Here is a 22,136-nt window from a genome sequence, read left to right on the forward strand (position 1 = left end):
TTAACGCTCACTCGTTATACACTGAAAACTGAAGTCGTAGTTTTTGTGTCCTCATGGAAAAACCTGCTATCTCGAAGTCAAGGTCGCAACAAGCGTCCAAGGTAGATAAGCCAACCTCGAATGTTCATGAACATGCCGAGACAGGTCGTTCTTTTTGGCCGTTTAAGCCACTGTCTGGCTTGTATCAAGATGTATTTATTATCTTGTCTTGGATTGCCATATGGCAAATTGGACGCATTGTTGAATACACTGAACACGCCAGTGTTTGGTTTCCTGCGGCAGGCTACACCCTTGCATGCTTCTTAGTTTTAGGTTGGCGCGCGGTAGTGCCTATTATGGTGGCCGCCATTGCGATTACCGTCTGGAATGGTCATAACTACTCGCTGCAATTAAGTAACGTAGAAATGATTTGGGGCGGCGTGTTATTCGGCGTTGCACATATGCTCCCTTACTATGCAGGAGCTAGTGTTCTCGGCCATCTATTGAGAAAACCTGACGTCACCACACCCCAATTAATCGTCTCGTTCTTAATCATCGGCTGTATTTCGTCGTTAGTTGCGACGCAACTAGTCATTGGTTCACTTGTTCTCACTAATCAGATGTCAGCGGCGGATATTAAAGAGGCAATGCTGCCCTTTTGGATAGGGGATATGGCTGGTGTTGTAGTGCTTGCACCTCTTTTTGCTGGCTTGTTAGTAAAGATATGTGCGGCTTCTAAAATAGACCTCTTAGCATTTTCTAACTGCGCCTCATCCGATTTACATAGCTACTTTAAAAAAGTGGCAATCAATTTGGCCCTCATACTATTCGTCATGTTATTGGCAAAGCTTACCCAGTCTCGTGACAGTGCATTTGCTATCTTTTTTCTCGCCATTACCCACATGTGGATAGCGTGTACTGAAAGTACAAAGCGCAATGTTATAAGCCTTGCAATAAGCAGCTTATGCATTGTTTTGCTGGTGCATATATTCGCCTTAATGGATTACGTCAAAGTGTATCAGTTTGCACCCAACGTTATTGCAGCCAACGCTTTATTTGGTATAGCCATTCCTCAGTTACAAGCAGACAATGCTCTGCTCAAAGACCGTGTTTTTGTGGATACCTTAACCCAAGCTTATACGCGGGAGTATTTGGCCCAGCGCAGCGCTCTTGAAATGGCTCAGAGCCGTGAATCGGGAAGCTCGCTTTATTTCGTTATGTTTGATTTAGATAAGTTTAAACGTATCAATGACGAATTAGGCCATGTAGACGGCGACAACGCATTGCGCCGCTTAAGTCAGGTGACGAAGAATATTGTGCGTAAAGCGGATGTTTTCGCCCGTTTTGGCGGCGACGAATTTGTACTGCTTCTGCCTAATATCAGCGAGCAAAACGCCCTTAATTTGGTGGAAAAGGTACGTGAAGGTATAAACGCAATCGTTATTTCAGAAGTGTCATTATCATCGAGCTTCGGCGTCACTCTCATGCAGCAAAGCGATACACTCGAGACACTTATTCAGCGCGCCGATCGGGCACTCTACGCATCAAAAGAAAAAGGCGGCAACACAATAACCTTCAAATAATGGGGTCAGAGTACATTTAATCGCTCAAAAACCCCTGAAGACGAAAATGTACTCTGACCCCAATTTTATACGTGGGAGTTATCTTCTAGTACGTTTTGGCGCATGGATTCACATGGGCTTTGACAAACCGGTCTCCCAACCACTTTAGCTGGAACACCCACCACAGTAACGTGAGCTGGAACACTATTGAGTACAACGCTACCAGCGCCTACTTTTGAGCCTTCACCTATCTCAATATTTCCAAGGATCTTGGCGCCAGCGCCAATTAACACGCCTTGGCGAATTTTAGGGTGGCGGTCGCCCGACTCGTTACCGGTACCACCTAATGTAACGCTCTGCAAAATAGATACGTTGTCTTCAACCACTGCAGTTTCGCCCACTACAATGCCAGTTGCATGGTCAAACATGACGCCTTTACCTATACGCGCAGCAGGGTGGATATCTACACCAAAGCTTGCCGAGTTGCGGCTTTGTAAGAATAAAGCAAGCTGATGACGCCCATGAACCCAAAGGTAATGCGCCATGCGGTGTACTTGCACAGCATGAAAACCTTTAAAGTGAAGTAAGGGAGTAAGGTAATCGTTGACCGCCGCATCCCGCGCCTTAATCGCTAGAATGTCAGCAATAGCCGCTTCGCTGATGCCAGGTTCAAGTAAGTAAGCTTCATCGAAAACTTCACGAATGGCGAGCGCAGGCATAACGTCGTCTGCCATTTTGTTCGACAGAATAAAGCTTAGCGACGATTCAAAGTTGTGATGTGCAAGAACACTGGCATGCACATAGCTAGACAGCAAAGGCTCTTTTTCAGCAACAACTTGCGCTTCTTGTTTCAGCGTAGACCAAAAATCGATGGGCGTAGTAAGTGCGGTCATGAGCATGTCCCGTTATATAAAAATGCTGTGTTCTATAAGAAAATTGAGTAAGCAATCTAACTTGTTCCTTGCTGGGCATATCTATGCTGACAAAAGGGAACGCGTAAAAGTTTACCTGAGTTTGATGTGATGCAATACCGATGTAATACCGACCAAGCGCATAATTCGATCAATTTATCGAATTAATTCGTTATAGCTAATAACCGTATCGTACATGTATACATCGTTAAAGCGCTCTGCTCTCTCGCTGCGTCTAACTGAGTGCTTCCATTGACTTAATAGAACGTTCAGAGCGCTCGTATCTTTCATTAAATAATACTTAAAATCATGATTGCACACGAACGTATAATGCCGTTGAAGTTTATCTTCACTGGGGAAAAACTGGACTGTATAAATCAACAGGCAGGTGGCATAATAGCGCGCTGCTGAATGTATAACACTATCAACTAACAGGTACCACACTATGGATGTATCTCGACTGCTAGACGAGCTAAACGACAAACAGCGTGAAGCAGTAGCAGCCCCACTATCTAACGCCCTAGTTTTAGCTGGCGCGGGCAGTGGTAAAACCCGCGTATTAGTGCATCGCATTGCGTGGTTAATGGAAGTCGAAAACATCGCCCCTTTTTCTATTTTGGCAGTGACCTTTACCAATAAAGCAGCCAAAGAAATGCGCGGCCGAATAGAGTCGTTGATGGGTCGCAGCCTGCACAATATGTGGATTGGTACCTTCCACGGGCTTGCGCATCGCTTACTACGCGCGCACCATGCAGAAGCCAACTTGCCTGAGAATTTTCAGATAATTGATTCGGACGATCAATATCGACTTATTCGCCGCATTCTGAAGGCCATGAACCTGGACGAAAAGCATTGGGCGCCTCGTCAAATTCAGTGGTACATAAATGGCAACAAAGACGAAGGCTTGCGCCCTCAGCACATTGAAACCCACGGCGATCATATTCAAAAGACCATGCGCGAAGTCTATGCGGCATATCAAGACGCTTGTGACCGTTCAGGCTTGGTAGATTTTGCTGAACTGTTGCTACGCGCACATGAATTATGGGCTAAAAACCCAGAAGTATTAGCCCACTATCAACGTCGTTTCCGTGCAGTGTTGGTAGACGAATTCCAAGATACCAACAATATCCAATATGCATGGCTTCGTATGCTGTGTAGTGGAGGTAATAATAACATTATGATTGTTGGCGACGACGATCAGTCTATTTACGGCTGGCGCGGCGCGAACGTAGATAATATTCAGCACTTCCTGAAAGACTTCAACGAGCCTACTACTATTCGCCTTGAGCAGAATTACCGCTCTACAGGAAACATTCTTAAAGCGGCGAACACGGTTATCGACAACAATACGGGCCGTTTAGGGAAAGAGCTTTGGACGGAAGACGCGCAAGGCGAGCTGATTTCTGTATATGCGGGTTTCAACGAGCTAGATGAAGCGCGCTTTATTGTTTCGAAAATCAAAGATTGGCTGAATCAAGGCAACGCCCTTACTGATACCGCCATTCTTTATCGAAACAACGCCCAGTCTCGAGTACTGGAAGAAGCCTTGCTACACGAAGGGCTGGCGTATCGCATATACGGCGGTCTGCGCTTCTTCGAACGCCAAGAAATTAAAGACGCCCTTGGCTATATGCGTATGGTGAGCCACCCGCACGACGATGCAGCTTTCGAGCGTGTAGTAAACACCCCAAGTCGCGGTATTGGTGAGAAAACCTTATCGCAAGTGCGCGACACCGCACGAATGCACAACTGTTCAATGTGGCAGGCGTGTCAGTTGCTCATTAATGAAGGTGGCTTTAAAGGCCGCGCGCTAAACGCTATGCAAAGCTTCGTGTTGCTAATTACTGAGCTAGAGCAATCCACGTTAGATGAGCCCCTTGACCAACAAGCCGATAAAGCTATTCGCCAGTCTGGTCTGTACGCCATGTACCAAGCAGAGCGCGGAGAAAAGGCCCAAGCACGACTAGAAAACTTGGAAGAATTGGTTACTGCATGTAAAACCTTTATCGTGCCTGAAGAAGCCGAAGAAATGTCTCCTCTAGCAGCCTTTCTAGCCCATGCGTCGCTGGAAGCGGGTGAAACCCAGGCGGATAAAGACCAGGATGCCGTGCAGATGATGACCATACACACCGCCAAAGGCCTTGAATTTCCGCTGGTATTCTTAGCAGGTGTAGAGGAAGGTATGTTCCCTAGCCAAATGACTAACGACGAGCCAGGTCGAATGGAAGAGGAACGCAGACTTTGCTATGTTGGTATGACCAGAGCAATGCAAAAGTTGTATATTACTTACGCAGAAAGTCGTCGACTCTATGGCCAAGATAAGTATCATACTGCTTCTCGATTTATTCGCGAAATGCCAGCAGACTGCGTTGAAGAGGTTAGGCTGAAATCGACTATTTCGCGGCCCGTGCACAACCGCTTTAGCCAAGCGACGTCGCACGCCAGTTTTGAAGAAACGGGCTTTAGTTTAGGTGAGCGAGTTGTACACCGTAAATTTGGCGAAGGGATCGTACTTAACTACGAAGGGAGTGGTGAGCACGGTCGAGTTCAAGTAAACTTCGACGAATTTGGCAGCAAATGGCTGGTACTTGCTTACGCAAAGCTGGAGAAAGCGTAACATTATTAATAGGCAAGGTAGCCTAAACCTAAGTTGAAATGTATGCAGCAACACGTGCTGATCATCGAAAATGGTGAAGGCAACCTTGAACTTATAGCGAAATTAGTACGCCGGGCAGGCCTTACCCCCGTTGGCGCAACGTCGCTGACAGAAGGCAAAGCACGGTTTTCGCAAAATATGCCGGAAACCTTTCTGTGTGCTATTGTGGCATACTCTCTTCCCGATGCACCAAAAGGCGAAGCCATCGACTGTACGGTTGAGTCTTTCATTCCCACCATTGCTACAACAGAAAGTTTAGACAGCGCTATTCGCGATAAAGTCCTAGAACGTGACGTTGTCGATTACATTCCCAAAGAAAATTCGCAGAACTACGACTACCTCAATCGTCTTATTAGCCGATTAGAAAAAAACAAGTCTACTGGTGTCGTCGTGGTAAGCACTAATCGGGTGTTGCGCTCAAAAACCGTTTCATTACTTCAGCGCCACAATTTTATTGCGTTTGAATGCCTAACGGCTACAGACGCTATGCAATGCTTGTCTGAACACAAAAACGTACGTCTTGTTATCACTGACAATACGTTACCTGATATGACAGGCACGCACTTTGTCGCCAGTTTAAGAAAAGCCTTTTCGAAAGAGCAGTTGGCAATTATGGGCGTTGCTGGAGGCAAAGGCATGTTAATGTCTGCGCACTTTATTAAGAGTGGTGCAAATGACTTCTTGCGAGTGCCCTACTGTCATGAAGAATTCTTGTGTCGCGTGATGCAGAACGTGGAATATATTGAGAGCGTTGAAGAAATTCGCCGTGTGGCCAACACCGACTATTTAACAGGTTTGCCTAACAGGCGCCACTTCTTCTACATGGTTACTGTGCAACACCAAAACCTGTCTGAAGATCACGCTCTCGCCCTCATTGACCTAGACTTTTTCAAATCGATAAACGATACCCATGGCCATGACGCAGGTGACATTGTGCTAAAAGCCATGGCGGCCCTTATTGAGTTTTATTTTCCGGACGAAATTATCTCCCGCTTTGGTGGCGAAGAGTTTTGTATATACATGCCGTCAACACCACTAAAAGAAGCCTGTGAGCGTCTAGACGACTTCAGAAAAGTGGTGGAAGCGGAAATTATTCAGCTGCCTAAAAGCGACATTAAAGTGACCTGCAGTATTGGGGTAAGTGGCGCCCACACTCAGCGCGTAGATAAGCTACTAAGCCTTGCCGACAAGCAGCTTTATGCCGCCAAAAATAGTGGGCGTAACCAAGTGAAGTGCGAACCACCAGATGTTCCTCAGCAAGAGCAAGCTTTACTGCTTTAGCTTTTCACTCAATCAACCGCCGCTAAGCTGTCCGACGTTTCATTAAAGACTTGTGCGCAAAAGCACCTACTCCACCGCTAGCTTTCGCGCTTTACGCTGACTGCGGTAATTAACTAGCGAGTCGGCACTAAACAAGATAAGCGCAAACCACACAAAGCCGAAGGTTACCAAGCGCGACTCTTCAAGCGGTTCGCCGTAAAGGTAAACCGCCAGAATGAACATAAGCGTAGGGCCAATGTACTGAAAAAAGCCCAGCGTTGAATACATAATGCGCCTTGCTGCAGCGGTAAAACAAAGTAGTGGCGCGGTAGTTACAATGCCAGCCGCTAAAATAAGGGTATTTAGCGTGGCGTCGTTATTAAATAAGTTACTGTACTCAGAGCCAAAGAAGACCCAGTAAATAATAGCGAATGGCGAGAGCATTAAGGTTTCAATGAATAGGCCGGGTAGCGAGTCTACTGCCACTTGCTTGCGCAATAAGCCATACACGCTAAAACTTCCCGCAAGCACCAGGGCAATCCACGGCACGTGGCCGTAAGAGAAAATAAGAATAGCCACGCCAATAACGGCAAGCCCAACGGCTACACGCTGTAAGTTACGCAACCTTTCACCTAAGAAAAGTCGACCTAGAAATACGTTGATAAGAGGGTTGATGTAATAGCCAAGGCTTGCATCAAGAATATGGTCGTTATTAATTGCCCAAATAAACAAGAGCCAGTTCGCTCCGAGTAACAAGCCTGCAACGAATAAAATCTGCATAACGCGCTTATTGCGAAGGGCGGCGCCCACTTTGGGCCACTGCTTTAGCGCGGCTATAAGCCCAACCAAAAGCACCGCAGACCAAACTACCCTGTGCATTAGGATTTCAGCAGCCGGCAATACCATCAACTGTTTGAAATAAACAGGTGCAACACCCCACATGCTGTAAGCGGCAATTGCACAAATAACGCCGATTTGAGCGGCACTGGTTTGCTTAGACAAGACTGACTCCAACGAAACTCGGGGGAAGAAGGCGCGTATTGTTTATCAGGTTAGGTGAATACACAACCCTTAACGCTTTCCAATGCGGCAAAGGACGTGTAACAAGCGGCATAATTAATGAAACGTAATTAACAAAAAATGAAAAAGCCCCACTAAATGTGCTCATTCAATGGGGCCTAAGATGCGTTCATCATGAAAAAACAGGACAAGATTTATCGCGGGAATGGTGCTACAGCAGAAACAGAGTGCCCAAACCTAAGAATGCTACAAAGCCTACAATGTCGGTTACGGTAGTCAAAATGACCGACCCCGACAGTGCAGGGTCTATTTTCAGCTTGTCCAATATTACAGGTACAAACACGCCTGCAAGTGCGGCGGCTACAATGTTGAACAGTATGGCCAAACAGATAACCAACCCTAACATGGCATCGGTAAACCAGAAATAAGCAACAACGCCAATTACCAAGGCCCAAATCACGCCATTTACGCCGCCTACTTTAAGCTCTTTCACCATCAGCGCCCGTAAGTTGGCAGGCGTGACCTGCCCCAACGCCAAGCCGCGTACAATCAGGGTTAGCGTTTGACTACCTGCAATGCCTCCCATACTTGCCACTACCGGCATCAGTACCGCAAGGGCAACCACTTGTTGAAGTGTGCCTTCGAACAATCCAATAAACCACGAAGCTAAAAATGCGGTAAGCAAGTTAATGCCAAGCCAAAGGGCACGATTTTTCGCACTTTTCGCCACAGGCGAGAATAAATCTTCGTCCTCATCCATACCGGCCGAAGCCATCACTTGGCGTTCGTAAAACTCGTTAACCAACTCACTTGCAGAGGTCACATCTAATCGGCCGAGAAGCTTGTTGTTTTCGTCAACTACCGGCAGCGACGCAAGCCCAGAACGTTGAACAAGTAGCGACGCATTCATAGTGTCGTCAGCCCCTTGAATGGTCGTCACACTTTCTTCTGACAAGTCGAATAGCGACACGTGATCTTGCGCATTGAAGAGGTGGCTAATTTTAACCAGCGCGGAGAATTGACCTGAGCGGTTCACCAAAAAAATGCTGTCACAATGCTGAGGTATGTCACGTCTTAATAAGCGTAGCCCTTCGCGCACTTTCGCGTTCGAAGGTAACACTAACTGCTCGTGGTTAACCCAGTGCCCTATTTGGTTATCGGGGAATTGTGTCGCTTCTCTGAAGTACTTACGCTCTTTAGAATCTAGTGATTCATAGGCCATGTCGACTAGGCGTTTTGGCAATGAATCGAGTAGTTCCAGTAAATCTTCTGCGTCAATATCAGCAAAAATAGATGCCCATTCGTCGTGCGGCGTATTGTCGATAAGAATTTCACGGGGGTCGCTACGCATCTCAACCAATACGTCGAGCTTACGGTCGCGAGGAATGCCTTCCCATACCGCCAAACGTTTTTCTACGGGCAACGATTCTAACAGTGATGCGATGTATACCTCGTCTTGCCCCGCAAGGGTGGCTAACAAGGTCGCCGGATCGTCACCCATACTTTCGGTAACAATCTCTTCAATTAAGTCTGGTAATGGCTCTGCCATGCTACACCTCCCGTTAATACCGCTCACTTCCTTTACACAACGTAACAACAGGCATTGTGGGATGATGCAAACCTATTAAGACACTGCTATCCCAGCATATATGTACCTGTTCCAAAGGCTATATGGTCGCCTTTTTCGTTGTGCAATTCCATTCTGCAAACCACTACTTTACTGCCCTTGCGTATAATCGTGGCTGTCGCAACAAAGCGCTCGCCTCTTCCCGGCCTTAAGTAGTCAACGCGCATATCGACTGTGCCCATGGTGGGCAATCTAACTTGAAGGTCCGCAAGGTGTTCACGTGCGGTTTGTTTGATGGTTTCTACAATTGAAACTAAACCACCGATGGTGTCTAGCATAGTCGCTGTTACACCGCCGTGTAGGATTTTTTGCATTGGATTGCCGGTCAGCGCTGGTTGCCAATCAAGGTGCAGGGAGATCTGTGTATCCAGCCCCTCTCCTTCAGTAACAAATTCCAAGCCCAGCAACTGGTTAAACGGCATAGTATCACGAAAAAGCGCAATTACATGTTTAATCATTAGTTCATGGTTTAGTGTTTCGCTGCCCTTAGCTTCGTCTTTATTAGTCGTTTTGTTATCCACTCGCTTTCCTTGATGAATTGATATTTGTAATGTGCTTATAAGCAACATTACTACCGAACGTAAGTTTGACGGAAATTCATCCAACCAATGATATTGAATCAAAATAAATTATAAGAGCTGCTGCCCCTCTGATCAGGACTATCGCTGAATTTTAGTCTAGTTTTTTAAATTGCCCCGTGAAGACGTCGCCAAAAACGCGTAAAATCCAGCGCCATGACAACTGCAATAGCTCCATCAGAATTAGCGCCAGAAACGCAACGTGTAAAAACACCAGAAACCGTCTTAAAAGATGTATTTGGTTACGATGCTTTTCGCGACGGTCAAGGCGAAGTCATTCACCAAGTATGTGAAGGTAAAGACGCACTTGTTTTGCTTCCAACAGGTGGTGGCAAGTCGCTGTGCTATCAAATTCCTGCGTTAGTGCGCCAAGGCACCGCTATTGTTGTGTCACCGCTTATATCGCTTATGCAGGACCAAGTAGAACAGCTTAAAGCGCTGGGCGTAAAAGCTGCCTATCTCAATTCAACGCTAGAAGCAGACGAACAAGCACGCATAAATGACGCACTGCAAGCTGGCAAACTCGACTTGCTTTACGTGTCGCCTGAGCGTTTAATGCAGTACTATTTTCAGCAGTCGCTTGCGCACGCCGACATTGCCTTATTTGCCATTGATGAAGCGCACTGCGTTTCCCATTGGGGGCACGATTTCAGGCAGGATTATCGCGCTCTGGGGCAAATAAAATCTCGCTTCCCCTCTATTCCTGTTATTGGACTCACAGCGACTGCAGATTCAGCGACCCAAGCAGACATACTGACGCAGCTAAACCTTAACGACCCGCTGGTTTATAAAGGCAGCTTCGACAGACCTAATATTCGCTACCGCGTAATGAGCAAATACAAAGCCTTTGATCAAGTTGTTGCTTACGTAAAACAGCAAGAAGGTAGCGGCATTATTTACTGCAACAGCCGCGCGAAAGTCGACGATCTGCACGCTAAATTATTCAGACAAGGTTTTCGCTGCGCGGCCTATCACGCGGGTATGGATAACGACGAGCGAGAGCTGGTACAACGCCAGTTTCTTAACGATAAAATTGATATTGTGGTGGCCACCGTTGCCTTTGGCATGGGTATCAACAAATCGAACGTGCGTTATGTGGTTCACCACGATGTTCCGCGCAGTGTTGAAAGCTATTATCAGGAAACCGGCCGAGCGGGGCGAGACGGCTTGGAGTCAGAAGCTTTATTGTTGTTTGATGAAAAAGACGCAGCCCGCGTAAAACAGTGGATAGAGCAAGGGGAAATAGCCGAGCGCAACCAAATAGAGTTACAAAAATTTGCGGCTATGGAAGCTTTTTCAGAAGCACAAACCTGTCGTAGACAAGTACTCCTGAACTACTTTTCGCAGTTCAGTGACAGCGCCTGTGGCAACTGCGACATTTGCCTAGACCCACCTAAGATGATCGACGGTTTGGTGATTGCACAAAAAGTACTGTCGTGTGTACTTCGGCTCTCACAGCAAGCCTCTAGCCAGTATGTCATTGATGTTTTGCGAGGCAAGCAGCTTAGGCGCCTTCAGGAAGCAGGCCACCACCAGCTTTCCACGTACGGCATAGGTAAAGATAAATCGGATAGCTACTGGCACAACATTATCAACCAGCTTGTTCATAAAGGCCTTATACGCGTTGATATTACCGCCCATGCCGCATTGCGCTTAACCGAGGCCGCTCGGCCTGTGTTAAAAGGTGAAGTAGCGGTTCAGCTTGCCGTTCCACGACTTGAATTTAAGCCCGACAAGAAAAAAGCAAAACAAGCGCCTGCTAACTACGACCGAACGTTGTTCACCCGTCTTAAGCACTTACGCAAAGTGTTGGCCGAAGAAAATGAAGTGCCGCCGTATGTGGTATTTAGTGACGCCACCTTAGTGGATATGGCGTGTAAACTCCCCACTACGCGCAACACCTTACTTGATGTAAGCGGCGTAGGCCAAACCAAACTCGAGCGCTATGGTGAGGCTTTTATCCAGCTTATTGATGATTACATAAATCGAGAGCACTGAGGGCTTGCAGGCCAACTAGATTCTGTTTTCCAGCTGGCCGCAGGGTTTGCAGAAAGTAAAAGTGCACGCAGTAGAGATAAACACACTAGGCGTAAGCGTATTCTCCCCCTTTCTCAAGCGCAGCTTTGTAGGCTTCTCTGGCATGAACTCGTTTTACGTAACCTTGAATGGCAGTAAAGTCCTTCGCACGCCCGCTGGCTACCAACGACTCTAACGGAAATATCATTTGAACATCAGCGCCACTGGGTGCGTCACCCGCAAACCAAGTATTTTTCGATAAGTAAGATTCCACATAGCGTAAGCTCTGCGCTAAATTAGGGCCATAATAGGCATTTAAAATACCGTCTATCAGTTTGTTAGTAATTGGCTTAATAAAGAAAGGCTTCGAACCTTTTTGACGCGCTTTCTCCAGCACTAAGTTTGCCACTAGTGGCGGCATTAGCGAACCTTCAGCGAAATGCAGCCAAAACCAATACTGTTGAAGTGCCTCTGGGTCTTGAGGTACAGAAAATGCGTCTGTAGCGTGGTGGCGAACAAGGTATTCCACAATAGCACCAGACTCGGCAATAGCACCGTGAGGCGTAGTAAGCACCGGAGAGCGTCCCAGCGGGTGAACAGCGCGCAATGAATCCGGCGCTAGGTTCGTTTTACTGTCTCGTTGATAGAATTCTATTTTATACTCTACGCCTAGCTCTTCAAGAAGCCACAAAATTCGCTGCGAGCGAGAGTTATTTAAATGGTGAAGTGTTAGCATACCCCGTCCTTAATACACTTAGATTAACGCTATTGTTTTTGTGTTGTACTATATACACTTTATAAAGCAAGCAGGTTTACAATAACCAGCGAATTGATAAGTTCTATGCAAAATCTCACCAAAGAAGACATTCAACAGCACGCCGTGGTTAACAAACAAAGCGTAGAAATCCGCGTTGCATTACCTTTAACGCCTCTTAAAACTCAGCAGTGGGCAGAGCAGTTTTGTGAACTTTTTCACTTTTCACTATCCGACGCAGATTGGGGAGCCGATCGCTTTCAGGCGCTTGTTACCACCCAATCCAGCAATACAGATTTTCAATGCATACTTTGCATTGAGTGGCTTTGCGAGGCGATTTGGCTGGAACCGGTAGGCACTCAACAATCACCGAATGCGATCTACCAGTATCTTCAAAACACATAAGTATCACCACACCTTTTTCTTTCTGTTTGGCTTTTAGGACAGACTAGTATTATTCTATAGAAAACACATAATTAGCGCTTCAAGGATCATGCTTGTGCCAATCTCCCAGCTCACAAAGTACGTTGCAGCTTTGCTCATTAGTTGGGTGGTTCTGAGCATAAACGCCTTTGCCAGCCCGCGGCTTGTTATCGATGAGTCTTTCGAAAGGGAAATCATCAACCATTATGCACGGGTATCAATTGCACCTAATAGCGCAACCTATTTTGATGTATTGACGGGAAGCTCCACAAAAACACCAACAGCAACAGCAACGGCTTCTTCAACAGAACGTGTGTGGTATTCAACAGAGCTTGTTCACTCTGGCTATAGTGCCATTCCCTTAGTACTTAATATCGACCGTCTAAACGTTGATGATTTGCAGATTTATCTTCTAGACAGCAGCCAGCGAATTATAAAATCGTACCGTTATCAAGCCGGTAAAGGTGACTATTCGTTAAGACAACCGCTTCCAAATATCAGGCTTGCTTTCACCCTTCAACCATATCAAGACGCTCGGTTACTAATCGCAGTGAAAGACGAAGGGCTAAAGTACTTTCCAATGTCACTATGGGAGCGAGACCTGCTTGCTCAACACGACACTAATATGCTGACTTTACTTGGTGCTGTGTCGGGTGTGATGGCACTCATTGCTTCCTATTTTCTTTTTTCCTACTTATGTCAGCGCATTCCTACCCGCTTCTGGCTAACCATGTCGTCATTGGTGCTTATTGCGTTGCTGTTCATTACAGAGGGTGGCCTCGCGTTTTGGCCTAGCCTAACTAACGCCAGCGAGCATTTTTACGCCGTATGCTTCGGCGTATTACTACTGTGTATTGGAAAAGTGACTCATCACCTGTTCTCTCGTGTGCCATTCGTTTTAAGACTGCTAAATTATGCTCTACCTCTTGCTGCTACCATTTACTGTTTTACCGTAAATGCTTATATGGTCACAATCACGCTGCTTATACTCACAGCGGCGATGGGTTTGTATCACGTTACCCTCGCTCTTATCTTTAAAGACAAAGACAGTAGTGTTGTCAGCACCACTTATATTCTGGCCTGGCTATCTTTCTTTGCGTTTTACGCTTTGGTGACCCAAAACCTTTTCAGCGACCTTATTTATACTGTCGATGTCGCGATGGGTATGCTGTTTTTCTTAACCTTGGGTTTCCTGTGTTTTGGATTTGCGGTCATCACAAAAGAGCAGGTACTCAATCAACATACGCTCTCCTCACAAGCTGAAACGATTTCTAGCTTAAATCACTTTTATGACTTGTTCCGAAACTCCGCTGAAGGACACTACACATCAACCTGGGACGGAAAGCTAATTTCAGTTAACCCTGCGATGTGCACGGTGTTTGGGTATGAGAATGAGGAAGAAATGCTTAGCGAGGGAGCAAGCACAAAAGCCTTTTACGCATCACCAGAAGACAGACATGTATTGTTAGGTGAGATATCACAGCAAGGCCATGTCACCAGAAAAGAGATACGGGGAAAACGTCGGGACGGCACAGAGTTTTGGTTTTCATTGTCTTGCCAGATCCGCGAGAACGATGAAGGAACTTACCTGTACGGCTCAATTATTGATATCACGGAAAAAAAGCAATCCGATTTAAGCCTTCAGTATTTGGCTACTCACGACTCACTAACCGGCGTATACAACAGACGGCAATTTGAATCTGTTTTCAAGGAAAAAGTACATAACCACAGCGCGTTACCTGTGTGCATACTCTTTTTAGATTTAGACCGATTTAAAGTCGTTAACGACACCTGCGGTCACAAAGCGGGAGATGTACTCATAAAAGACGTCGCTCGCCTGATTGAAAATACGCTGCTACCCAACGCGCAGCTAGCAAGACTCGGGGGTGATGAGTTTGGCGTTATCTATTCAGATTTAGATGCTGATGCGGTATATCTCAATGCAGTGAAAATACTCAATGCAGTACAGGCCTATCGGTTCATGTGGGATAACCGAATATTCAATCTGGGCGTGAGTATTGGCATGGTCGTATGCGATGATAGTAACGTTAGCTCAGGGCAGTATTTAAGTATGGCTGACGCCGCCTGTTATTTTGCCAAAGAGCAAGGCAGAAATCAGGTGCATAAATATAATAAAGATGACGAGAACATGCAGCGCTATCAGCGTGAGTTGGACTGGGTCTCTTCTATAAACAACGCCTTGGAAGAAGGGCGCTTTGAACTTTATTACCAGTCTTTAAGACCTTTGAGCAAAGCCAGCGATGGTCACTATTATGAAGTGCTATTGCGCCTAAGGGAAAAAGACGGAAAAATTGTTGAGCCCGCTAATTTTTTACCCACGGCCGAGCGCTTTGAAATGAATGTAAATGTCGACAAATGGGTAGTCACAAATACGTTCAAATGGCTGTCTGAAAACCCTGAACATCTCGCTGAGTTAAGGCGATGCAGTATAAACCTTAACTGCCATTCATTAGCAGACAGAGATTTTACGTTATTCATTTTAAACGCTTTCGAAACCTTTAATATTCCTTACAACAAGATCTGTTTCGAGGTGATCGAGTCGGTAGCGATTATAAAAATGGAGGACACCCTTGCCTTTATGCGTACCTTTAATCGCCTTGGGTGTTCGTTTGCCCTAGACGACTTCGGCAGCGGCTTCTCTTCGTACAGTTATCTCAAAAGCTTGCCGGTTAATCAGGTAAAGATTGACGGTATGTTTATCAAGGATATGCTGAACGACAGTGTAGACACGGCTATGGTTGCGTCAATCAATGATGTAGCGAAAGCCATGGGTATGCAAACCGTCGGGGAATTCGTTGAAAATGAAGGCACCATGGCACAACTTGGCAAAATGGGCGTTGATTTTGCCCAAGGCTATAGCGTTGCAAAGCCTGCCCCTCTGCGAGAGTTTACCCCACTTTAATAACTGCACTTAATATACGTCTTACGAAAAAAGTGATAGCACTAGCGTCAACTCGCGTATAATAAAATGGTAGACTTGCAAAAAAAGAAGTCATCCCCACTTATTGCCTACTGTCCAAAGTGTAGAAGTAACATGAGTAGCAAACAGCCTAAATACGAATATGTCAGTACCGCAAAATTACCCACTCGCATGGGTGATTTTAAAATACACGGCTTTGTTGAAGCCAGCGGCCAAGAACACGTTGCCCTTTCTTATGGAGAGTGGAAAGAAGACGACGTAGTGCCAATTCGTATCCATTCAGAATGCTTAACAGGCGATTCTTTATTTAGCACTCGCTGTGACTGTGGCTTTCAATTAGAAAAAGCCATGCAAAATATCGTCGATAATGGTCACGGTGTGCTTTTATACCTTCGCCAAGAAGGTCGCGGTATTGGTCTTTTAAATAAAATTCGCGCCTATAACCTTCAAGATAGCGGCATGGACACGGTAGAAGCTAACGAACATCTTGGATTTGACGCCGATTTAAGAAGTTACGATATCTGCAAGCTGATGCTAGATACGCTGAATGTGAAGCATGTTGAGCTTATGACAAACAACCCGAAAAAGTTGGCAGCACTAAAAGCGCTTGGTATAGACGTGGTTGCACGTAAGCCTATTGACCACGGTATCACCAAAGACAACAAGCATTACTTAAAGACGAAAACAGAAAAGCTTGGGCACGCTTTCGACCCCCACGTTTTCAAATAGACGAGTTCCTTAAAAACGCCCACACCAATGTGGGCGTTTTCTATTCAGCTTGGGTTAATCATAGACTGGTTATAACGTATACAGACTTACCATTTAGCGCGCGAAAAGCCGTTGCTCATGCGCTAAGGAGAATGTATGAAAAACATAACCTTATCTGTGATTGTCGCACTGTTTAGTGTTTCAGCGCTACCTGCCATCGCTCAGTCGAACGCCAACCTTGCACATGTTTCTGCGTCAACGCAGCAATATTCTGACGCTGAATTAGACAGTGTACTTGCGCCCATTGCGCTTTATCCTGATACCCTGCTTACTCACATACTGATTGCGGCTACCTACCCGCTTGATGTAGTTGCAGCCGACCGCTGGCGCCAAAGCAACAAACATTTAACCCCGGAACAAGTGGAAAATGTGCTGGCGAGTGTTAACTGGGATCCCAGCGTAAAAGCACTTGCTCCGTTTACCGACTTACTCAGCACCATGGCGAATGATCTTCAGTGGTTACAGCAACTTGGTGATAACGTATTAATTGATCAAAGCCGTGTGCTAGACCGCGTGCAGGTGCTTCGACAACACGCCTTCAACACTGGCAATCTGGTGACCAATGACTACATTGAAGTTGAACGGGAACGTGAGCCTACTCGCGAGATAATTTACATTGAGCCCCGTCAGCGGGAAGTGGTGTATGTGCCTTATTACGACCCTCATGTTGTGTACGGTCACTGGTGGCACACAACTTCACCAGTTCGCTGGCGTCATCACGTAAGCTACCATCATCAAAGCAATGTCTATTGGTCTCCAAGCATCCATCTTTCTACGTTCTTTTTCTTTGGTAGCGTGCACTGGCATAACCGCCATGTGGTTATTCACCGCGAGCCTGTGCGCCGGTATTATCACGGTAGCCCAAGAAAACGCGTAATAAGCCGAGACTATCGTCGTTGGGAACACAACACGGTGCATCGTCGTGCGCGTTACTCTACTCGAGTAGTTCACAACGCGCCTTCGCGATATGAACATGCGGGTGTGTTGCGGGCAAAGCACTTGTCTAATAAACACGTTAGTACGGTAAACACATCGAAACGCCACAATGACAGAAATACCGTAAGACCCATTGCGCGCACGGAAAAGACCAAGACCGAAAGACGCACTATTGAACCAAAACAGGTAACGTCACTTAGAGAAAGTCGTTTTCAGAACAAGCAAGACTCGGTAAGCCGCAAACAATCAATTGAGCACGCGCTAAAACGCAATCAAGCGGCGAGCAGAAGCGAGAAGCCGACTAGGGACCGGACGCTAAGCCAGTTAAAGCGGGACAAAACTGCTCGGATATCAACGCCGTCAGAGTCGAAGCGATATGCTAATAGAGAAAACACGCTAAAACGCCCAGCTAAACAAAACATAAATCGAGAGCGAATTGAAAGAACGAGTCCGCAAAACAAGCCGGTGGCTCGAGAGAGCAGTAAACCAAGACGAATTGAGCGGGCGAGGACTTCTTCAGTAAGCCGTGCACAAGTTAAGAATTCTGAATCAAGCAGAAACAGGACGATAAAGCAGGGACGAACTGAGAAGACGCTGCGTTAGCACTAAATTAAAAAGTTAGTTTCCTATCAGTAAGCCAGCAAACCTATAATTTGCTGGCTTCACTTTTCATTTATTCAACGCTTAGGCCCTATTCAAATGAAAGCTTATCAATGCGTCGACAAAGCGCAGGGGAGACTGTTCATCTAAATTGAAGTAAAGAGAGGGCTCAATAAGTTCAAGTTCCATTATCGCCCAGCCACTGCCCTGCCTGACTAAATCAACCCGTGCATAAAGTGCTTCGCAAGGCATTTCTGACAATGCTTTCTGGGCAATATCAAGTTGTTCTTCATCTACGGCAATGGGATGTAAGCTCCCCCCGTGTTCTTCTTGTACGCGAAAATCGCCTTTCTGCGGCACCTTTTTAATGGCATGGCTGTACTTCCCGCCAAAATAGAAAAGCGAGTACTCCCCTTCTTCAACCACGCTATTTAAGAAAGGTTGAATCATGAAATCACGTTGATTAAACGTATCAGAAAGCACCTGTTGCTGTTCATGCCAATTTGAGACCGAGAGCTTAAACGTATCATCAGCATTAGCGCTAAGCGTAGGTTTAACCACCACAGTGTCGCAATTGAAATGGGAAAAGGCCTCATCAATAACACTGTTATTAAATGCATTACTCCACCGTGTACTTACAATAGGCACGCCCTTGTCCTGTAGGTCTTTTAAGTAGTGCTTTTCAATATTCCACTGCATAAGAGGCAATGGATTGAGCAAGGTTGCGCTCGACGCATCAATTTGAGTCAAACAAGCCAGAAAGGCCTCTGGATGCTGCTGATAATCCCATGTACTGCGCACAATCACGTAATCAAACCTATCCCAGTTTTCTGACTGACTATGCCAGGATATGGTTTCTACAGACCAACCGTTATTATTGAAAAACGGGATCAAAAGCTCGTCGTACACAAAGAAGTCTTCAAGGTGGTCAGTAGAAAGAAAGGCGATGGCAGGCATGATTGTGTCCTTTAGCTTATTTAGGCATTCGAAGATTAAACTTTTTTAATAATGGTAACTTCTATACAAAAGTTAAATGGCGTAAAAACCGTGGCTTACGTAAACTGTGGTGAAGTTAGCACAGCCCTCATTTTTAACCTACACTTAATCCCAAATACTTGTCGGAGATTGACATGCAGTACCCTTGGCTCCTAGAAGGTCACAAGATTTTTCGCGTTGTAATTGTTATCCAACTGCTAATTGCGATTGGCATCGGTTTTTATACTGGCGAGATTCTTCCTGCATTTGTTCTTGGTATTCCAATTGCTGTCGTACCACTTGTACTTAGTTTGCAAAATCCCTATTCAGCGATAAGTCGCCATGCGATGGCTATCGGTGTTCAATTGCTAACAGCCCTCCACATCCACCAGTCATTCGGGTTAATTGAAGTCCACTTTGAAATCTTTGTTCTTCTGGCATTTCTTTCCTACTTTAGAGACTGGAAAGTGGTTGCAACCGGCACCGCAGTCGTTGCTGTCCATCATATTTCGTTCTTCTTTTTACAAGCGGGCGGCGCGCCGTTATTTATTTTTGAAGAAGGTCACGTAACCTTTCCTATCTTGCTGATGCACGCCGTATTCGCGCTTTCTGAGGGCGGTGTTTTGATGTACATGGCTAAACAAAGTCATCAAGAAGGTGCCGGTGCGGCTGAACTGCGCTTAGCTATTGAGACCATGCAAAAGGGTGACGGTAGACTCGATTTATCTATTGAGCTTAACCGAGGCCACAAGATTGTGAGACCTTTCGCAGAGCTCATCGACCAAGTAAAAGCATTAATTGAGCTTGCTTCAAATTTAACAGACGAAGTTGTTAGAGGCTGTGACAAGATGGAGCTGGCGGCAAACAACATGTTTGAAATCAGCAGAAACACTGACCAAGAGATTGCCATGGTTTCGGCATCGTCAGAAGAAATCGCACAAACGATGCAGCTGTCTACCGAACAAACCACCCTTGCCAGCGACAAAGCCTCTGCGGCACAGAGCTCTTCTCAGACTACGCGCGACTCTATTTCCAACACAAGCCGCACCATAGACTCACTGCGCAACACATTAAATGCGGCAGCGCAAACAAACTCGGCGCTTAACGAGCAGTGCGCGCATATTTCTGACGCAATGCGCTCTATCACCGCCGTTGCCGAGCAAACTAACTTGCTTGCGTTGAACGCAGCAATCGAGTCAGCCCGCGCAGGGGAACACGGCAGAGGTTTTGCCGTTGTTGCCGATGAAGTACGCACTTTGGCTATTCGCTCAAAAGAAAGTGCAGACCAAATCACAAGTATTACTGAGCAGCTAGTTGCCCAAACCGCCAGTTCAGTCGAACAAATGCAAACCTGTGTTAAGCTGGTTGATGAAGCCGTTGTATCTAGCGATAACGCCACTTCAGCCATGACCCAGATCATGCAGCAAATTCGCGAAGCGAGCGAAAGCATGACCGAAATAGCGACATCAGCGGTGGAACAAGAAACCGCATCGTCTTCTATAGCGCAAAGTACGGCGCGATTAAGCGAATTCACTTCTGAGGAACTGGCTACCGCTGAATCGCTGGCAGGCGAAGTTGAGGTGTTGTCACAAATCTCTCAACGCATGCGCAGTGCTATCGAGCGATTTAAGCTTTAACCAAAGCGCTAGAAGCACGCTGTTGGCATTTGGGGTATGCATAAAAAAACAAGCTGGATACTTTTGTTGTTATGGGCGGTGAGTTTACTCACCGCCTTGTTGGTTTACGGTCAGCGCCAGCTTTCTTCCTTCGACCCAAATGGTGATTTACTTCACCGCACAACAGCGCCTAATTTTGACGCTTCACTTGTCGAACTACTAAACGAACAAAACATTGCCCCTGGTTCTGTTATTCATGTGGGAACGCAGTCTCGTTGCTACTGTGAAACGTTAACTACACCTCACCAAACTCAGCTATTAACAAAGCTAGGAAATGACTTTCATCAAGTCAGAGTGAATATAGAAGACGTACCAGAACTCGCCGTTATGCTTGATGCAGTGCCCGCGCTTATAGTTTTAGACATGCAAAATCAGCTTCGCTATTTAGGTCCATACGCAACGGGCTACGGATGCTTTACCGGAAAGAACCTTGTCGAACAGGTTGTAAGCTATACCACACAACTCCCCTACAACGGTGCGGTAATTAACACTGATGCAACTGGATGCTTCTGTTAAACCCTTGGCATGGATTATGTAATTTATCTCTGTATATCGTGATATCACTATAAACATGGCAGAAGGCGCGTATATTTTGCGCACTAGATGCCGTTTCGTGAAAGGTTTACAAGGAGTCCACAATGTCAAAGCGCGCCGTTCTTTATCGCATGGTTACCCCTGATCACATTTGTCCCTTCGGACTTAAGTCGAAAGATTTGCTAGAAAGAAAGGGCTACGATGTTGAAGACCATCACTTGTCCAACCGAAGTGAAACTGACGCTTTTAAAGAGAAGCACAATGTGAAAACCACGCCGCAAACGTTTATCGATGATAAGCGAATTGGTGGCTATGATGACTTACGAGATTATTTCAATTTGAAGCAAGAAAGTGAGTTCGGTTCGCGCTACACACCTATCATTGTGATTTTTTCTTTAGCCGCCCTTGTGGTATTTGCGCTCATGCTAAAAGGTGGACTCCCGACAGGTATTGAACCTTTCATAATGAATTTCATTGGCATCACCATGGTGATCCTCGCATTACAAAAACTACAGGACATTGTAGCGTTCTCAAATCAATTCATTACTTATGACTTACTGGCAATGAAGCACGTAAGGTACGCGTATGTGTACCCTTTCGCAGAAGCGTTTGCTGGGCTTGGTATGCTAGCGGGGCTTCCCGCACTATTAGTTTCACCTGTTTCTATTTTTATCGGTGCAATAGGTGCAGTTTCAGTTATTAAAGCGGTATATATCGATAAACGTGAACTTAAGTGCGCCTGTGTGGGCGGTAATTCAGACCTTCCTCTTGGGTTTATCTCGCTTACCGAAAACCTTGCCATGTTAGGTGCTGGCCTTTACATGCTTACACGATGGATAGCCTAAGTTAAATGAAGGCCGATGCACCCGTGTTGAGCTGGTATCTATTACCGTGTTTACCCGTTGAATTAACAACACGAT

At 46.0% G+C, this 22,136-nt stretch carries 17 protein-coding genes; 11 read left to right on the forward strand and 6 right to left on the reverse strand.

The features are described 5' to 3' along the window. Window positions 1-53 precede the first annotated feature (53 nt). Window positions 54-1,562 (forward strand): diguanylate cyclase, encoded by a 1,509-nt coding sequence (locus tag BIZ39_RS06060; RefSeq protein WP_187446588.1) that lies wholly within the window; start codon window positions 54-56, stop codon window positions 1,560-1,562. A gap of 65 nt (window positions 1,563-1,627) precedes the next feature. On the opposite strand, the gene cysE is transcribed toward BIZ39_RS06060, so the two are convergent. Beyond that, on the reverse strand, window positions 1,628-2,434 hold the full coding sequence (cysE, locus tag BIZ39_RS06065) for a serine O-acetyltransferase (RefSeq protein ID WP_014947845.1): 807 nt from the start codon (window positions 2,432-2,434) through the stop codon (window positions 1,628-1,630). A 463-nt stretch (window positions 2,435-2,897) separates the two neighbouring features. On the opposite strand from cysE, the gene uvrD reads away from it, so the two are divergent. After that, window positions 2,898-5,069, forward strand: a complete 2,172-nt coding sequence (uvrD, locus tag BIZ39_RS06070) for a DNA helicase II (RefSeq protein ID WP_014977964.1) — start codon at window positions 2,898-2,900, stop codon at window positions 5,067-5,069. Window positions 5,070-5,111: 42 nt separating this feature from the next. Further along, window positions 5,112-6,389 (forward strand): diguanylate cyclase, encoded by a 1,278-nt coding sequence (locus BIZ39_RS06075; RefSeq protein WP_187446589.1) that lies wholly within the window; start codon window positions 5,112-5,114, stop codon window positions 6,387-6,389. Window positions 6,390-6,455: 66 nt separating this feature from the next. Here the strand turns inward: BIZ39_RS06075 and rarD are convergent, their stop codons facing one another. From rarD to BIZ39_RS06090, 3 genes are all read right to left on the reverse strand, one after another. Beyond that, on the reverse strand, window positions 6,456-7,370 hold the full coding sequence (gene rarD, locus BIZ39_RS06080) for an EamA family transporter RarD (protein ID WP_187446590.1): 915 nt from the start codon (window positions 7,368-7,370) through the stop codon (window positions 6,456-6,458). Between the two features lie 229 nt (window positions 7,371-7,599). After that, window positions 7,600-8,937, reverse strand: a complete 1,338-nt coding sequence (locus BIZ39_RS06085) for a magnesium transporter (RefSeq protein WP_014977961.1) — start codon at window positions 8,935-8,937, stop codon at window positions 7,600-7,602. Window positions 8,938-9,023: 86 nt separating this feature from the next. Then, the gene (locus tag BIZ39_RS06090) at window positions 9,024-9,536 is read right to left on the reverse strand and encodes a thioesterase family protein (RefSeq protein ID WP_187446591.1); all 513 of its coding nucleotides are present in this window, start codon (window positions 9,534-9,536) and stop codon (window positions 9,024-9,026) included. A gap of 213 nt (window positions 9,537-9,749) precedes the next feature. Here BIZ39_RS06090 and recQ point away from each other — a divergent pair, with 213 nt between their 5' ends. Further along, window positions 9,750-11,591, forward strand: a complete 1,842-nt coding sequence (gene recQ / locus BIZ39_RS06095) for a DNA helicase RecQ (RefSeq protein WP_014975343.1) — start codon at window positions 9,750-9,752, stop codon at window positions 11,589-11,591. Between the two features lie 85 nt (window positions 11,592-11,676). Here recQ and BIZ39_RS06100 read toward each other — a convergent pair whose 3' ends face one another. After that, window positions 11,677-12,345 carry a glutathione S-transferase gene (locus BIZ39_RS06100; RefSeq protein ID WP_014975342.1) on the reverse strand — a complete coding sequence of 223 codons (669 nt, stop codon included), beginning with the start codon at window positions 12,343-12,345 and terminating at the stop codon, window positions 11,677-11,679. 105 nt (window positions 12,346-12,450) lie between these two features. Here BIZ39_RS06100 and BIZ39_RS06105 point away from each other — a divergent pair, with 105 nt between their 5' ends. From BIZ39_RS06105 to BIZ39_RS06120, 4 genes are all read left to right on the forward strand, one after another. Beyond that, window positions 12,451-12,768 carry a hypothetical protein gene (locus BIZ39_RS06105; RefSeq protein ID WP_187446592.1) on the forward strand — a complete coding sequence of 106 codons (318 nt, stop codon included), beginning with the start codon at window positions 12,451-12,453 and terminating at the stop codon, window positions 12,766-12,768. Window positions 12,769-12,856: 88 nt separating this feature from the next. Further along, window positions 12,857-15,709, forward strand: a complete 2,853-nt coding sequence (locus tag BIZ39_RS06110; protein ID WP_222936483.1) for an EAL domain-containing protein — start codon at window positions 12,857-12,859, stop codon at window positions 15,707-15,709. Window positions 15,710-15,841: 132 nt separating this feature from the next. Continuing rightward, complete coding sequence (gene ribA / locus BIZ39_RS06115) at window positions 15,842-16,456, forward strand: GTP cyclohydrolase II (protein WP_014947836.1); 615 nt, start codon at window positions 15,842-15,844, stop codon at window positions 16,454-16,456. A gap of 135 nt (window positions 16,457-16,591) precedes the next feature. Next, complete coding sequence (locus tag BIZ39_RS06120) at window positions 16,592-18,034, forward strand: DUF3300 domain-containing protein (RefSeq protein WP_187446594.1); 1,443 nt, start codon at window positions 16,592-16,594, stop codon at window positions 18,032-18,034. Between the two features lie 81 nt (window positions 18,035-18,115). Here the strand turns inward: BIZ39_RS06120 and BIZ39_RS06125 are convergent, their stop codons facing one another. Next, window positions 18,116-18,988: a RimK family alpha-L-glutamate ligase gene (locus BIZ39_RS06125; protein ID WP_187446595.1), complete on the reverse strand. Its 873-nt coding sequence runs from the start codon at window positions 18,986-18,988 to the stop codon at window positions 18,116-18,118. Between the two features lie 173 nt (window positions 18,989-19,161). Here BIZ39_RS06125 and BIZ39_RS06130 point away from each other — a divergent pair, with 173 nt between their 5' ends. From BIZ39_RS06130 to BIZ39_RS06140, 3 genes are all read left to right on the forward strand, one after another. Continuing rightward, entirely contained in the window at window positions 19,162-20,643 is a 1,482-nt protein-coding gene (locus tag BIZ39_RS06130; protein ID WP_187446596.1) for a methyl-accepting chemotaxis protein, read from the forward strand. Window positions 20,644-20,679: 36 nt separating this feature from the next. Continuing rightward, window positions 20,680-21,198, forward strand: coding sequence for a DUF6436 domain-containing protein (locus BIZ39_RS06135; RefSeq protein ID WP_187446597.1), 519 nt, complete (start codon window positions 20,680-20,682; stop codon window positions 21,196-21,198). A 122-nt stretch (window positions 21,199-21,320) separates the two neighbouring features. Next, window positions 21,321-22,061, forward strand: coding sequence for a MauE/DoxX family redox-associated membrane protein (locus BIZ39_RS06140; RefSeq protein ID WP_039236791.1), 741 nt, complete (start codon window positions 21,321-21,323; stop codon window positions 22,059-22,061). The last annotated feature ends 75 nt before the right edge of the window (window positions 22,062-22,136 follow it).

The organism is Alteromonas sp. BZK5, assembly GCF_014349115.1.
Classification (GTDB): domain Bacteria; phylum Pseudomonadota; class Gammaproteobacteria; order Enterobacterales; family Alteromonadaceae; genus Alteromonas; species Alteromonas macleodii.